The organism is Propioniciclava sp., assembly GCF_029977985.1.
In the GTDB taxonomy this organism is placed as follows: domain Bacteria; phylum Actinomycetota; class Actinomycetes; order Propionibacteriales; family Propionibacteriaceae; genus Propioniciclava.
The window spans coordinates 1-14,321 of sequence record NZ_JARKOT010000149.1; the positions used below are offsets into that span (position 1 = coordinate 1).

Below are 14,321 nucleotides of genomic sequence, written 5' to 3' on the forward strand. Positions count from 1 at the left end.
CTCGGCGGCAACGCACCCTTCCTCGTCTTCGCCGACGCCGACCTGGACGCAGCCGTCGAGGGCGCCTGCACCGCCAAGCTGCGCAACAACGGCGAGGCGTGCACGGCCGCGAACCGCTTCATCGTCCACGCCGACGTCGCCGAGGAGTTCGGCCGCCGTCTCGCCGACGCCTTCGCCGCCCTCACGGTCGGCGACGGCCTTGCCGACGGCACAGACATCGGGCCGCTCATCACGGCCGAGGCGCGCGACGGCGTCCATGCGCTCGTGAGGGACGCCGCGGGCGCCGGCGCTCGCATCCTCACCGGCGGCGAGCTGCCCGACGGGCCCGGCTTCTTCTACCCGCCCACGGTCGTGGCGGGGGTGCCGGCGACGGGGTCCCTGCTGGCGGAGGAGATCTTCGGGCCGGTGGCGCCGATCACGCCGTTCAGCACCGACGACGAGGCGATCGCCCTCGCCAACGCCACCTGGTTCGGACTCGCCGCGTACGCGTTCACACGCGACCTCGAGCGAGCGTTGCGCCTCGCTGACCGTCTCGAGTCGGGGATGATCGCGATCAACGCCGGTCTGCTCTCGAACGCTGCGGCGCCGTTCGGCGGGGTGAAGCAATCGGGCCTCGGACGCGAGGGCGCCGAGGAGGGCCTCGCGGAGTACCTCGAGACGGTCTACGTGTCGCTGCCGGCGCCGCGCCGCTGAGCGGTTCCTCTAGGCTGAAACCCCGTCGCCGAGGAGAGCCCATGCCCACGTTCGAGTACGTGTCGCGCTACCCGCACCCGCGCAGCGAGGTGTTCGCCTGGCACACACGACCCGGCGCGTTCGTGCGGCTGACGCCGCCCGGCATGGCGACGCTCGTCGAGGGCGTCGACGACCTCAGCGTCGGCACCGAGGTGGTGCTCCGGGTGTCGCACCCGATCGTCGCCGGGTTGTTGCCCGATGTCGGACGCAAGCGGAAAGGTCCGGTCGGGTTCCCGTGGCGCGTGCGGCACACCGAACTGGTGCCCGGGGAGCGGTTCGTCGACGAGCAGGTGAGCGGTCCCTTCCAGCGCTGGATCCACGAGCACCATTTCGCCGAGGGGCCGGGCAATGCGACGATCGTGACCGACCGCGTCCACTGGGAGCTTCGCACGCTGCCCGCCCGCATCGCGAATCCCCTCGTCGAGATGCAACTGAGCGGGCTCTTCGGCTTCCGCGAGCGACAGCTGCGTGCCGACCTCGCCCTCCACGCCCGCTTGGGCGCCACCCCCCGCACGGTCGTCGTCGCGGGCGCGTCCGGGCTGGTCGGGACGCAGTTGTGCGCTCTCCTCACCTCCGGCGGGCACACGGTGCGTCGCCTCGTGCGCGGCGCCGCCACCGGGCCGGACGCCGTCGCGTGGGACCCGGCCGAGGGCGTCCTGCCGGGCGATGCCCTCGCGGGCGCCGACGCCGTCGTGAACCTCTCGGGGCACTCGATCGGCGGACGGTTCACACGCAAGCACAAGGAACAGGTGCTCACCTCGCGGCTGGGGGCGACGAGCACTCTGGCGCGGGCGCTGGCCGCCGATCCCGACGGCAAACACCTCGTTCAGGCCAGCGCGATCGGCTATTACGGGGCGCGGCGCCACAACGAGTTGCTCACCGAGGAGTCGCCGGCAGGCGATGGGTTCCTCGCCGACGTGGTGCGCCAGTGGGAGGACGCCGCCGGCCCGGCCACCGACGCCGGAGTCCGGACCGCGTTCCTCCGCACCGGCATCGCCCTCAGCGAGGGCGGCGGTGCGCTGCTGCCGCAGGTGCCGCTGTTCTCGATCGGGCTCGGCGGGCGGCTGACGGACGCCGACGCCTGGTTCAGCTGGATCGGGCTCGACGATCTGGCCCGCGCCTACGTGCACACGATCGTGACGCCGTCGCTGACCGGCCCTGTCAACGCGGTGGCACCGCGCCCGGTGACGCAGCAGGAGTTCGCCGACACCCTGGGCCGCATGCTGCACCGTCCCTCATGGCTGCCGACCCCCGCGGTCGGCCCCACGGCCGTGCTCGGAGCGGAGGGGTACGACCAGCTCGTCAACACCGACCAGCGCGTCAGCTCGGGCAAGCTGAGCGAATCCGGCTTCCGGTTCGCCCACCCGAACCTCGGGGACGCGTTGCGTCACCTGCTCATGCGCTGAGAGGCCGCTACTGGGCGTTCTCGTCGGGCTGGTGGATGCCGAACGTGTTGCCCTCGGTGTCGAGGTAGTAGCCCTGCCACGCCATGCCGGTAAGCGCCATCTTGGGCAGCGCGACGGTGCCGCCCGCCTCGAGGATCTTCGCCTCGACCGCGTCGTAGTCGTCGACCCCCATGGTCAGCACGGCCCCGTTGACTCCCTGCTCGGGCGCGGGAGCGGCCGCAGGGCGTGGGAGAAGGCCACCGTTGATGCCCGGCTCCTCGCTGTCGCCGGTGACGACCCCGAAGTAGGGCGCGTTGACGACGGGGGAGTAGTCCTCGAACGTCCAGCCGAAGACGCCGCCGTAGAAGGCCTTGGCGCGCTCCAGGTCGTCGGCCTGGATCTCGAAGTGGATGGGCCTGCTCATGTCGGTTCCTCTCGCTCGGACCTGTTGGCCCAGTCTCGCACGGGCCTCCGACATTTCCCAGAGGACTTCGGCGGCCTCAGCGTGCCGACAGGTGGATGCCCGCCAGCATGCAGCGCACGGATCCGCCTGCGAGCTCGATGGTCGGGATGTCGATGGCCACGATGCGGGCACTCGCCTCGATCACCGCGCGCTGCTCGGGGGTGAATGCCGACGCCGCGCGCTGCGAACACGCGAACAGGCGCCCCGACGAGCCCGACAGTTCCAGACCGTTCCCGCAGAAGGCACGCACCTGGTCCCAGGTGATCGCGACGATCTCCCGCCCCGACTCGCGCAACCGGGCCACGATCTCGTCGCGACGGGCGGCGTCCGTCATCACCTCGGTGCAGAGCACGGCGAACTCGGTGCCGATGCTCGCGATCACGTTGGTGTGGTAGATCGGGTTGCCCGCCGGGTCGGTGTTGGCGAACACCATCGGCTCGTAGCCGAAGTGCGTGCAGAACCGCTCGAGGATGATCGGGTCGGCCCGCTGGGACGCGCCCACGTAGGCGACCCGCTCCACATGGTCGAGGATCATCGCCCCCGTGCCCTCCAGGAACAGGTGGTCGTTCTCGAGCCCCGAGTAGTCGATGACCTCCTGGACGCGGTAGGTCGCCTTCAACATCTCGATGATGTCCGGACGCCGCTCGCCCCGCCGGCTCGGCGCGGCCATCGGGTAGATCGCCACCCGGCCACCGTGGTGCGTCGAGAACCAGTTGTTGGGGAACACCGAGTCGGGGGTGTCGCGCCCGAGATCCTCGAACACGTGCACCCGCACGCCCTCGGCCATCAGCGTGCGCACGACCGCGTCGAACTCGCGCAGCGCCCGGGCTTCGAGCGAGTCGACCGTCAGCTCGGGCCGGGGCAACTGGAAGGCGTTGTCGGCGGCCGTCTCCGGGTTGGGGGTGAAGTGGTGCGGACGCACCATCACCACCGCGCGCGGTGCCTGGATCGTGGTGGCCATCGGCGTCTCAGACCGGACCGGAACCGGGAGGGAAGGGCGGCGGCGGGTACTGCGGAGCCTGGGGATCCGGGGGCGCCGGCGGATACTGCGAGCGCCACGGGTACGTCGGTGCTGCGGCGTCCTGGGGGTACGGGGCCGCCGGTGGCTGGGGACCGTAGCCGGTCGGCTGGGCGCCGAACGGACGGGCGTAGGGCTGCGGCGCACCATAGGGCGTCCCGTAGGGATACGCCGGCCGGGTGAGGAACGTGGACGGCGGCTCGCTGGCGAGTTCGCGGAGGCGACTGAGATACATGGCCGTCACGTAGATCTGCCCGACGGGCTGCAGCAGCGCCAAGGCCGCCACGCCGACGAGACCCGCCACCAACGCCAGCAGGAGGAAGACCGGCTGCATCGGCCCGAGTCCGTCGAGGCTCCGGGACTGCTCGAGGGGCACGAGGGCCACCTGCAGCAACGACGACGCGATGGACCCCGGGAGCGACAGGGCGAGCTGCATGAGCAGGTAGTAGCCGACGGTCACCCAGAAGACGCCGCGCGTGAGCTCCCACGACCGGCGAACGGCGCCGACGCCGTCCTGCTGCTCGATGCCCATGACCGGGAGGACGTACACGAGCCGCACGGCGACGAAGAGCGCAACGGCGTACACGAGCAGCAAGAGCAGCACCGTGACGCCGATTCCCATCGCCAGAGTCGACCCGCTCGGCGGGTTGTCGGACATCATCACCACGACGAACCACGCGAATACGAGGCCGATCGGGATCAGCATCAGGGCGAAGGCCGCCGCGAGGAGGAGCAGCATGCGGCTCATGAAGCCGCGCGTGCGCTCGTGGAGGTCGGCCCACGTGGGCTCGTGGCCCGCGGCGAGGTCGCGCGTCGCGAGCGACATCATGGCGAGGCATCGGTACTGGTACAGAGCCCCCACGAAGGAGCCGACCAGGAGCACGGCCCCCCCGGCCAGCAGGACCGGCAGTACGGATTCGAACTCCCCGGTGAACGACCGCAGGGCCGAGATTCCGCCCATGTACAGCAGGAACAGCGCGCCGAGTAGCAGCGCCGGGACCGCCGCGAGGGTCACGAACAACCGGAACTTCGCACGGTAGGTGTTCCACGTTGCCGTGAAGAGGTCGCCGAGGGAGAGGACGCCGGGTTTCAGTGTCGGGGTGATCACGCCCATGATCCTAGGGCGTGCCCCCGACCGTTCCGCGGCCGTCCGCCGGCCACCATGTCAGTCCTCCTGTCCCACGGGGGCGTCGTCCACGCGGGTGGTCCCGTCCGGGTCCTTGCCCTCCGAGGGTTCGGACGCCGCCGGCGCGGCCAGCCGGGTGACGGCAGCATCGGGCGGGGCAGAGTCGGGCACGGCAGAGTCGGGCACGGCAGGGTCACGCGGGGCGGCGTCCGACCCGCCGAGGACGGGCCCCGGCCAGAGGACTGCCTGAGCGGCGATGACGCGCTGCCCATCGAACGCGAGGGCGGGCGAGCCGGCCAAGGTGTAGCCCGCGTCGAGGGCCTCGCTGACCCGACGGCAGAAGTCGGCGTCGTCCGGGCCGGTGAGGAGCCGGTAGCGCAGCTGCCCGGCCGGCAACGGCGCATCGGTCATCGGGGCGTAGCCGAACCAGCCGGCCGCCTCCTCCTGCGTGACCGGCACGGCCCGGGCCGGTCGGCCGGTACGCGTCGGGGTGGGCGGGGCGACCCGCGTGCCCGTGCCGGCATGCTCGCCCCCGTCGGCCAGGACGACGACCTCGCCGTGCGTCGGGACCACCGCGTTCAGCCCCAGCTCCGCCTTGATGCGCGCGGCGAACGCGGCCGCGGCGTCCGCCTCGCCGTGCACGCAGAACACCTGCTCGGGCTTGGGTTCGAGTTCCTTCAACCAGTCGAGGAGGTCGGAGCAGTCGGCGTGCACGCTGAACTCGCGGTCGTGGTAGATCTCGGCGCGCACCGGGATGTACTTGCCGAACATCTTGATCTGGTCGACACCCTCGGACAGCTGACGGCCCCGCGTGCCCACGCCCTGGTAGCCCGTGAGGACGACGGCGTTCTTCGGGTCGGGCAGCATCTGCTCGAGGTGGTGCAGGACGCGCCCGCCGGTCGCCATCCCGGAACTGGAGATGATCACGGCCGGCGGGTGACCGCCTGCACCGGTGAGGACCTTGGAGTCCTCGGCCGACTCGACGGCGGTCAGGTCGGGGATGTGGACGAGGTCGGTGGGGTCGAGATCGTCGCGCAGCTCGTCGGTGAGCGACTGGTAGACGCGCAGCGCCCGCACGCCCATGGGCGAGTTCACGTAGACGGGCACGTCGGGGACGCGGCCCTCGCGCTCGAGGTCGGAGATGATCTTGAGCACGATCTCGGTGCGGTCAATGGCGAAGGCCGGGACGAGCACCGAGCCGCCGCGGGCGATCGTGCGCCTGATGACATCGGCGAACCCTTCGTGGGGCAGGTTGGGTGGCTCGGGGTGCTCGCGGTCGCCGTAGGTGGACTCGATGAGCACCACGGGCGCCCCGGCTGGGATCTCGCGCGGCTTGAGCACCGGGTGGTCGTGGCGGCCGAGATCGCCGGAGAACAGGACCGACGCCGACGGCGTCCACACGTTGACCGAGGCGGAGCCGAGAATGTGACCGGCCCGCGTGAGCCGGATCGTGACCGTCTCGCCGGGATCGGCGGTGAAGCCGTCGCGTTCGTTGCCGGTGAGCTCGAACTCGGTGTCGTACTCGAGGGAGACGAACTGGTCGAGCATCGCTTCGACATCCTCGGTCGTGTAGAGCGGCAGCGCCGGGTCGTGCTTGGAGTAGCCGCCGCGGTTGGCGTCCTCGGCCTTCCTGCTCCTGCAGCTTGGCTCCGTCGCGCAGGACGATCTCGGCCAGCTGGCGGGTGCCCTCGGTGCACCAGATGGGGCCGTCGAAGCCGGCGCGGGTGAGGGCGGGCAGGTAGCCGACGTGGTCCATGTGGGCGTGCGTGAGGACGAGGTCGGAGATCGATGCCGGGTCGACCGGGAACTCCTCCCAGTTCATCAGCCGCCACTTCTTCTCGCCCTGGAACATGCCCGAGTCCACGAGGACGCGGCGTGATCCGATGGTCAGCAGGTACTTCGAACCGGTCACCGTTCCGGCTGCTCCGAGGAACGTGAGCGTGGTGGGCTTCGTCGCCATGGGTCCACTCTGGCACCCCGGGTCACGTTTTCGACATAGGAAAGTCGCGCACGTGGCGCGATTCCCTATGTCGAAAAAGCTATGTCACCTTCCTGCGCGCCCGCCGCCCCACCCCGTCCGCACGCTCCCGCTGCTGCGCGACGCGGAACGTGACGACGTCGGTCACGAGGTCGACCGGGATCGGCCGGTCGAGCGGCAACTGGATCGCCCCCTTCGAGTGCTTCAACCCCCGGTCGTCGCAGGACGCCGCCGCGTGCGCCACCCCGTCGGCACCCGGGTAGAAGCCGACGTGGTGCTTGCCGGCGGCCACGTGGACCAGGTTCCCGTGCAACTTCCAGGTGGGCATGTTCCAGCTCATCGCCTCGGTGGCCTCCGGAACCAGGCGCCGGATGAGGGCGACGAGTTCGCGCAGATGCGGCTGGTGGGTCGGCTCCTGGGCGGCGACGTAGTCGTCGATGGCGGTCATGGGTGTCTCCTGTTGTCGGTGCGCCCTAGTCTGACTGACGACAACGAAGCGGAGGAACCATGGCGATCGAACGGGCCCGTGCGCACCTGGCGCGCCACGGCGTCGCGGAGCGGCTCATCGAGACGGCCGAGTCGTCGGCGACGGTCGAGCTTGCGGCGAAGGCCGTCGGCATCGAGCCGCGCCGGATCGCCAAGTCGCTCAGCTTCCTCGTGGACGGCGCGCCGGTGCTCGTCGTCGCCGCGGGCGACGCGAAGGTCGACAACCGCCGGTTCCGCGACACCTTCGGCGTGAAGGCGCGCATGATCCCCGCGGCCGAGGTTGAGGACGCCGTCGGTCACGCCGTCGGCGGGGTCTGCCCGTTCGGGGTGAACGAGGGCGTCCGGGTGTACCTCGACGATTCCCTGCGCCGCTTCGAGACGGTTTTCCCGGCCGCCGGCTCGGGCAACTCCGCCATCGAACTGGGCCTCGATGAGCTCGAACGCATCTCGGAAGCCGAGGGTTGGGTGGCCGTCACGGTGCTGCCCGAGGGGTCGCTGCCATGAGAGCCGGGTGGGGTGCGCTGCTCTGCGCGCTCGCCGTCGCCGGCTGCGCCGGCCCCGAGGTGACCCCGAGCCCGACCGCACCGGCGGCGTCCGAGAGCCCGAGCCGGACGCCGACGGCCCCGCCGGCACAGGTGAGCCCGGTGTCCGTGCCGACCTCGCCGCCGGCGGCGGCGCTGGAGGAGATCCGGGACGACTTGGGCGAGCGGGGCGTCACGGAGCCGATGACGGTGGTGAGCGCCGACGCCGTGACCTGGCCGGACGGATCGCTCGGCTGCCCCGAGTTCGGCATCGTCTACCCGACCGCGATGGAGGACGGCCTGCGGATCGTCGTCGACGCGGGCGGCCGCACATGGGACTACCGTTTCGACTCCGCCGGCAAGCCCCGGCTGTGCGAGCCCGAGGCGTCCGCATGAGCGACGACACCACCCGCGCCCTCGAGGCTGCGCGCGCCCTCGGGCTCGACCCCACCCTCACCCGCCACGGCCGGGTGTCGTCGCTCGCCGAGGCGGCGGCGCTGCGCGGCATCGAGCCACGCGACCTGGTGAAGACGCTCGTCGTGCGGCGCGGGTCAGGCGACTACCTGTTCGTCCTCGTCCCGGGAGACCGGGAGTTCAGCTGGGCGAAGCTGCGCGCGCTGCTCGGCGTCAACCGGCTCTCGATGCCCGACGCGCGCCAGGCGTTAGCGGTGACGGGGTACGAGCGGGGGACGATCACTCCGTTCGGGTCGACGACGCCCTGGCCCGTCATCGCCGACGCCGCCATCGCCGGGCGCCGCATCTCGATGGGTGCGGGCGAGCACGGGGCGGGGATGACCGTGGACGCCGACGCGGCGCTCGCCGCGCTGGGGGCTCAGGTGGCCGACGTCTCCGAGTGAGCCCCTTCCACCTCACGGCTTGACGGCCACCAGGGTGAACTCGCAGGGCACCTTGTCACGCAGGTGGTCGGGAAGCACCCAGCCCTCGTCGGTCGGCACCATGATGGGGGACCACCGCCACGGCAGCGTCTGGCCCTCGTCGAATCGCTCCAACCGCAGCCCCGCACGCAGCAGTGACCCGATGATCTCGCTGAGGGAATGGGGCCACTCGTAGGTGCGGGTGTGCTCCGTGGTGCCGTCACCGACGTAGGTGCCCGCGTCGTCCCACATCTGCGCGGCCCCGTTGGCGAAGTAGCGGTTGCGGACGGTGAGCGGTTCGCCGGACTCGTCCAGCGCGTAGAGCATCGGGTGGCCGTCACGGACGTAGAAGACCCCGCCCGGCCGCAACAGGGCAGCGATCTGTTCGGCCCAGAGTTCGAGGTCGCTCAACCAGACGAGAGCGCCCACGCTGGTGAAGACCACGTCGAAGTCGCCACGCAGGGCCGAACGGGCGGCGAGGGCGTCCGACTCGACCCAGGTGACCTCGACGGACGCCTCCCGGGCCAGCCGGGCCGCGACCTCCAGCGAGGCGGGGGAGAAATCGATGCCGGTGACGCGGGCGCCTCGGCGAGCCAGCGAGATGGTGTCGGTGCCGATGTGACACTGCAGGTGGAGCACGTCGAGACCGGCGATCGTGCCACCGGGCAGGTGTTGTCCCAGCACGGCGAGGTCGTGATCGACGTGGCTGGCGTCCGGGTCTGCGGCGAAGCGGTGCGCGTCGTAGGCCTCCTCGTGCAGGGGCGCCCTGTCGTCCCAGTTGAGGCGGTTGGCCTCCCGCGCCGCCGACCACGCGATGCGCACGTCGTTGCCACTCCCGTGCGTTTCCTCCACCCGGTCACGCTAGGCGGTCGCCGCCCGACCTGACACACTGCTCCCATGGAGCGACCTGTGCTCGACCCGGCCGAGCAGCGCGTCCTGGGGGCGCTGCTCGAGAAGGAACTGACGGTTCCGGCGTCCTACCCGCTGAGCCTCAATGCCCTGCGCACCGCCTGTAACCAGGCGACGAGCCGCGAGCCCGTCACGGACTACTCCGACGCCGAGGTGGAGGCCACGGCGCGCGCGCTCAAGGAGCGCGGCCTCGTCCGGATCGTCTGGGCGGGCAAGGGCTCGCGGACGCTCAAGTTCCACCAGCTGCTCTCCGACGCCCTCGACCTCGCCGACGACGAGCGCGCCCTCCTCACCGTCCTCCTCCTGCGCGGCGAGCAGGCGGCCGGCGAACTCAAGACGCGCACCGAACGGCTGCACGGCTTCGCCGATCGGGCAGAGGTGGAGGCCTGCCTCGCCCGCCTCGCCGCCCGGACGCCGCCGCTCGCCGCCCAGCTCGAACGCCGCGCCGGCCAGCAGGATCCGCGGTGGCTCCACCTCCTCGGCCCCGCGCCTCAGAGCGTCGCCGCTGCGCCGACCGCCGTGATCGACCGCGAGGTCGTGCTCGCCGGCGGCCCCGCGGCGCGCACGGCGAAGGTGCGCGCGGGGTATGACGAGGTCGCGGCCACCTACGCCGACTTCATGGCCGACGACCTCACGCGCAAACCCTTCGACCGCTGGCTGCTCGAGCGCATCCCCGAGGAGGCCCCGGGCGGCCCGCTCGTGGACGTCGGCTGCGGGCCCGGCCACATCGCCGCCTTCCTCGCCGACGCCGGCGCGGAGGTCACCGGCATCGACCTCTCCGAGGCGATGATCGCCAGCGCCCGCGCCGCCTACCCCGACCTCACCTTCACCGTGGGCGACTACACGCAACTCCTCCGCCCGCCCCGCGATCCCGGGTGGGCGGCCATCGTGGCGTGGTTCTCGCTGGCGCACCTGGCGGCGTCCGAGCTCGGCGGGGTGTTGGCGAGCCTCGGCCGCACCCTCGTGCCCGCCGGCTGGCTGGTCATGGCCCTGCAGGTCGGGCACGAGGTGCGCCAGTTCGCGTCGTGGCACGGGCACGAGGTCGATCTCACGTTCGTCCAGCACGACCCACGCTTCGTGCGGGACGCCGTCGCTGCGGCCGGTCTCGTGGTTGCGGAGTGGTACGTGCGCGGACCGCAGGACGAGCGAGACGGCAGCGCCGACCTGCTCTACGTGCTGGCGAAGCGTCCCTGAGGGGGACGCTCGGCCGGGCGCGGTGCAGCGCAGGAGCTCAGGCGGCGGCGTCCGTCCTGGCCGGGGCTGCCTTGCCGGAGAGCAAGAGCACCGCGAAGCCACCGAGGCCGAGGATGACGAGGGCAATGCGGAGACTGCTGAGATCGGAGACGAACCCGATGAGCGGTGAGGCGCCGAGGAAGCCGATGCGCAGCAGCCAGCTGGCGATGGTGACGCCCGCGCCCTCGGGCAGGCCGGGCAGGCGCCCGGCGGCGGCGTAGGCGGCGGGCACGACGGTCGCGCAGCCGTAGCCGGCCATCACGAAGCCGAGGAGGACGACCGGCAGCACCGGGAACGCGATCACGAGCACCCCGCCGAGCAGGATCAGGACGCCGCCCACGCGCATCACGGGCACGACGCCGAAGCGGTCGGACAGCGGGTCGCCGAGGAAGCGTCCGATGGTCTGGGCGGTGAGCATGACCACGAACCCGACGCCGGCGAGGCCGAGCGGCGTCCCGACGACCTGGACGAGGTAGAGCGCCGCCCAGTTCATGGCGACCTCCTCGGGCAGGACGCCCACGATGGCCAGCAACGCGAGCGGGATGATGGCCAGCCACATGGCGCCGGTGAGGCGCGTGGAGGTGGGGGCGTCGGCGTCCGGCTCGGGGCGGTTGAACTGCTCGGGCAGACGGGCGAGCCGCATGGCGAACAGGGCGATGCCGAGGTTGACGAGGGTCGCCGCGATGAGGTGGAGCGGCAGCGCGACGCCCCGCGAGGCCGCCCACGTGGCCACGACGCCCCCGGCGGCTGCGCCGAGGCTCCACAGGGCGTGGAGTGAGTTGATGATCGACTTGCCGTTGTAGTCCTCGACGCGGAGGCCGTGGACGTTCTGCGCGGCGTCGGTGACGGCGTCGGCGAAGCCCGCGACGAACATCGCGGCCGCCACGAGCAGGGGGTGCGGCGCGAAGCCGATGAGGGAGAACGCGAGCGCCAGGACAGCGGTGCTGACGAGGGCGGTGCGGCGCGCGCCGAAGCGGCGGATGAGCGGTGCGGGCAGGGCGGAGGCGAAGATCGCGCCGAACGGGAACATCGCGACGAGCACGCCGAACTGGGTGTTGGAGAGTTCGAACGCCGCCTTGATCTCCGGGTAGCGGGGCAACAGGTTGGCCATGGCGAAACCGTTGGTGAAGAAGAACAGCGAGATGCCGAGGCGGGCACGGCGCGGACTCACCACTGCTGACACGATTCACCATCGTAGTGTACGAACGTACACATTCCTACCGCACGGCAGGGGTTGCCATCGGGTGCCTCAGCCGCGCTTCTGGATCGCCGCCCATTCGTCGCGGAGCCCCACCGTGCGGTGGAACAGCCGCGGGGTGTCGGGGTCGGCGGCGAAGTAGCCGAGGCGCTCGAACTGGACGACCTGGCCGGGCTCGGCCTCGGCCAGCGCGGCCTCGACCTTGCAGCCCGTCAGCAGTTCGCGGCTGTCGAGGTTGAGATCGTCGAGTTCCTCGCCGGTGCGCTCGCCGGGGACCTCGGCGGTGAAGAGCCGGTCGTAGAGGGCGACGGTGGCGTCGGTCGCGTGCGGCGCGGAGACCCAGTGCATGGTCGACTTCACCTTGCGGCCGTCGGGGGAATCGCCGCCGCGGCTCGCCGGGTCGTAGGTGGCGTTCACCTGTATGAGGGCACCGGCGGCGTCCTTCACCACGTCGGTCGCCGTGACGAAGTAGGCGCCGCGCAAGCGGACCTCGCGGCCGGGGGAGAGACGGAAGAACTTCGGCGGCGGCACCTCGGCGAAGTCGTCGGCTTCGATCCACAGCTCACCGCTGAACGCCACCTGACGGACGCCGTCGGCCGGGTTCTCCGGGTTGTTGGCCACCTCGAAGTGCTCGACGACGGGCGCTCCGTCGGCGTCCGTGGGCCAGTTGGTGATGACGAGCTTGAGGGGGCGCAGGACGGCCATGCGGCGCTGGGCCGTGCGGTTGAGCTCGCGGCGGACGAACGACTCGAATTCCTCGATCGCCTTGCGCGAGTTGGTGCGGGTGATGCCGACCGCCTCGCAGAACGCGCGCAGCGCGGCCGCCGGATAGCCGCGGCGGCGCAGGCCGCGCAGGGTTGGCATCCGCGGGTCGTCCCAGCCGTCGACGATGCCGTCGGTGACCAGTTTGCGCAGGCGGCGCTTGCTCGTGATCGTGTGGGTCAGCTCGAGGCGGGCGAACTCGCGCTGCTGGGGAGCTTCGGACTCCAGCGGCAGGTGGGCTAGGAACCAGTCGTACAAGGGCCGATGGCTCTCGAACTCGAGCGAGCACAGCGAATGCGTGACGCCCTCGATGGCGTCGGACTGGCCGTGGGCCCAGTCGTAGGTGGGGTAGATGTCCCAGGCGTCGCCGGTGCGGTGGTGGTCGGCGTGGCGGATGCGGTACATGACGGGGTCGCGCATCTGCATGTTCTCGTGCGTCATGTCGATCTTGGCGCGCAGCACCTTCGCGCCGTCGGGGAATTCTCCGGAACGCATGCGACGCAGGAGATCGAGGTTCTCCTCGGGGGTGCGGTTGCGGTAGGGCGACTCGACGCCAGGTGTCGAGAACGTGCCGCGCTGGGCGCTGATCGTCTCGGCGTCGGAGTCGTCGACGTAGGCCAGGCCGGCCTGCACCAGGTGCTCGGCCCAGTCGTAGAGCTGCCCGAAGTAGTCCGAGGCGTGGCAGACCTCGGCGGGCATGTAGCCGAGCCAGGCGATGTCGTCGATGATCGAGTCGACGTATTCGGTCTCCTCGGTGTCGGGGTTGGTGTCGTCGAGGCGCAGCTTGCAGAGGCCGCCGAAGTCCTCGGCGATGCCGAAGTCGGTGACGATCGCCTTCGCATGGCCGATGTGCAGGTAGCCGTTCGGCTCCGGCGGGAAACGCGTCTGGACGCGGCCGCCGTAGGTGCCTTCCTCGTTGTCGCGACGGATCATGTCGCGGATGAAGTCGTTGCCCCCCGACGGCGTTTCGGTCATGCGCGGAAGGATACCGTCGGCGTTTCGGCTTCTCCGACGTCGTCCGCACGGTAGGTGGGGTGCGGGGGGAGTGTCACGTTTCTGACATCACAAATCTCGGCACGTGCCCGGATTTCCTCTGTCAGAAACGTGACAACCCTGGCGATGATGGGCACCGAGGGCGTGAGAGCGTGGCGTGGCTCGCAGCAGGGCTGGTCGTGGTCGTCGTCGGGGCGGTTCCCGGGGGGCTTGATGGAACTGGGCGATTATCTGCGCGTCGCGCGCGCCTACTGGGTAGGCATCGTGGCGTTCTTCCTCGCCGGTATCGCGGTGGCTGCCCTCTGGACCCTCATGCAGCCCAAGGTTTACACAGCGGACGCCAGCGGCTACGTCGCCGCCCAGGGCGCCACTGATCTGGGCACGTCGATGGTGGGTGACCAACTGGCGCAGTCGAAGGTGAAGTCGTACCTCGACATCGGCTCGTGGCGCTCGGTGGCCGAGTACGCGATCGCGGAGTTGAACCTCGACACCACGCCCGAACAGCTGGTGAACCAGGTGAAGGTGACCAATCCGACCGACACGGTGATTCTGCAGGTGTCCGCGTCCGCATCGACCCCCGAGGCCGCCCGCGACCTCGCCGAAGTATGGCTTCGGGGCATGATCGCCCAGGTCGAGAAGATC

General features: G+C 71.0%; 15 protein-coding genes and 1 pseudogene. 7 read left to right on the forward strand and 9 right to left on the reverse strand.

Annotation, left to right across the window (positions count from 1 at the left end):
• Together Q1K57_RS09320 and Q1K57_RS09325 are read left to right on the forward strand one after the other, a co-directional pair.
• Positions 1-693, forward strand: a 693-nt coding sequence (locus Q1K57_RS09320) for an aldehyde dehydrogenase family protein (protein WP_300081412.1), incomplete at its 5' end; no start/stop codon positions are given.
• Between the two features lie 41 nt (positions 694-734).
• Complete coding sequence (locus Q1K57_RS09325; RefSeq protein WP_300081414.1) at positions 735-2,138, forward strand: TIGR01777 family oxidoreductase; 1,404 nt, start codon at positions 735-737, stop codon at positions 2,136-2,138.
• A gap of 7 nt (positions 2,139-2,145) precedes the next feature.
• Here Q1K57_RS09325 and Q1K57_RS09330 read toward each other — a convergent pair whose 3' ends face one another.
• The 6 genes and pseudogenes from Q1K57_RS09330 to Q1K57_RS09355 all read right to left on the reverse strand — a co-directional run bounded on the left by Q1K57_RS09330 (position 2,146) and on the right by Q1K57_RS09355 (position 7,150).
• Positions 2,146-2,541, reverse strand: a complete 396-nt coding sequence (locus tag Q1K57_RS09330) for a VOC family protein (protein ID WP_300081417.1) — start codon at positions 2,539-2,541, stop codon at positions 2,146-2,148.
• A 76-nt stretch (positions 2,542-2,617) separates the two neighbouring features.
• Positions 2,618-3,541, reverse strand: coding sequence for a citrulline utilization hydrolase CtlX (gene ctlX, locus Q1K57_RS09335; RefSeq protein ID WP_300081419.1), 924 nt, complete (start codon positions 3,539-3,541; stop codon positions 2,618-2,620).
• Positions 3,542-3,548: 7 nt separating this feature from the next.
• A complete protein-coding gene (locus tag Q1K57_RS09340) occupies positions 3,549-4,706 on the reverse strand; it encodes a glycerophosphoryl diester phosphodiesterase membrane domain-containing protein (RefSeq protein WP_300081421.1) in 1,158 nt (385 codons plus the stop codon).
• A 57-nt stretch (positions 4,707-4,763) separates the two neighbouring features.
• Positions 4,764-6,272 (reverse strand): DUF1737 domain-containing protein, encoded by a 1,509-nt coding sequence (locus Q1K57_RS09345; protein WP_300081424.1) that lies wholly within the window; start codon positions 6,270-6,272, stop codon positions 4,764-4,766.
• 139 nt (positions 6,273-6,411) lie between these two features.
• A pseudogene (locus Q1K57_RS15745) lies at positions 6,412-6,684 on the reverse strand (MBL fold metallo-hydrolase); the annotation flags it as partial.
• A 79-nt stretch (positions 6,685-6,763) separates the two neighbouring features.
• The gene (locus Q1K57_RS09355; RefSeq protein ID WP_300081427.1) at positions 6,764-7,150 is read right to left on the reverse strand and encodes a DUF1801 domain-containing protein; all 387 of its coding nucleotides are present in this window, start codon (positions 7,148-7,150) and stop codon (positions 6,764-6,766) included.
• 59 nt (positions 7,151-7,209) lie between these two features.
• On the opposite strand from Q1K57_RS09355, the gene Q1K57_RS09360 reads away from it, so the two are divergent.
• Genes Q1K57_RS09360 through Q1K57_RS09370 form a run of 3 tightly spaced genes read left to right on the forward strand, consistent with a single transcriptional unit; the run spans position 7,210 to position 8,566 of the window.
• Positions 7,210-7,692, forward strand: a complete 483-nt coding sequence (locus Q1K57_RS09360) for a YbaK/EbsC family protein (RefSeq protein WP_300081430.1) — start codon at positions 7,210-7,212, stop codon at positions 7,690-7,692.
• Positions 7,689-8,105, forward strand: coding sequence for a hypothetical protein (locus Q1K57_RS09365; protein ID WP_300081433.1), 417 nt, complete (start codon positions 7,689-7,691; stop codon positions 8,103-8,105). Before Q1K57_RS09360 ends, Q1K57_RS09365 begins: the two co-directional genes overlap by 4 nt.
• Entirely contained in the window at positions 8,102-8,566 is a 465-nt protein-coding gene (locus tag Q1K57_RS09370; protein WP_300081436.1) for an aminoacyl-tRNA deacylase, read from the forward strand. The genes Q1K57_RS09365 and Q1K57_RS09370 overlap by 4 nt, the downstream gene beginning before the upstream one ends.
• Positions 8,567-8,578: 12 nt before the next feature.
• Here the strand turns inward: Q1K57_RS09370 and Q1K57_RS09375 are convergent, their stop codons facing one another.
• On the reverse strand, positions 8,579-9,436 hold the full coding sequence (locus Q1K57_RS09375; RefSeq protein ID WP_300081439.1) for a class I SAM-dependent methyltransferase: 858 nt from the start codon (positions 9,434-9,436) through the stop codon (positions 8,579-8,581).
• Between the two features lie 45 nt (positions 9,437-9,481).
• On the opposite strand from Q1K57_RS09375, the gene Q1K57_RS09380 reads away from it, so the two are divergent.
• Positions 9,482-10,687 carry a DUF480 domain-containing protein gene (locus Q1K57_RS09380; protein ID WP_300081442.1) on the forward strand — a complete coding sequence of 402 codons (1,206 nt, stop codon included), beginning with the start codon at positions 9,482-9,484 and terminating at the stop codon, positions 10,685-10,687.
• A 37-nt stretch (positions 10,688-10,724) separates the two neighbouring features.
• On the opposite strand, the gene Q1K57_RS09385 is transcribed toward Q1K57_RS09380, so the two are convergent.
• Both Q1K57_RS09385 and Q1K57_RS09390 read right to left on the reverse strand, forming a co-directional pair.
• A complete protein-coding gene (locus Q1K57_RS09385; protein ID WP_300081445.1) occupies positions 10,725-11,909 on the reverse strand; it encodes an MFS transporter in 1,185 nt (394 codons plus the stop codon).
• Positions 11,910-11,975: 66 nt separating this feature from the next.
• Positions 11,976-13,661: a glutamine--tRNA ligase/YqeY domain fusion protein gene (locus Q1K57_RS09390; protein WP_300081448.1), complete on the reverse strand. Its 1,686-nt coding sequence runs from the start codon at positions 13,659-13,661 to the stop codon at positions 11,976-11,978.
• 147 nt (positions 13,662-13,808) lie between these two features.
• Between Q1K57_RS09390 and Q1K57_RS09395 the strand changes: the two genes are divergently transcribed.
• Positions 13,809-14,321 (forward strand): hypothetical protein (locus tag Q1K57_RS09395; protein ID WP_300081451.1); only part of this gene is annotated, 513 nt, incomplete at its 3' end.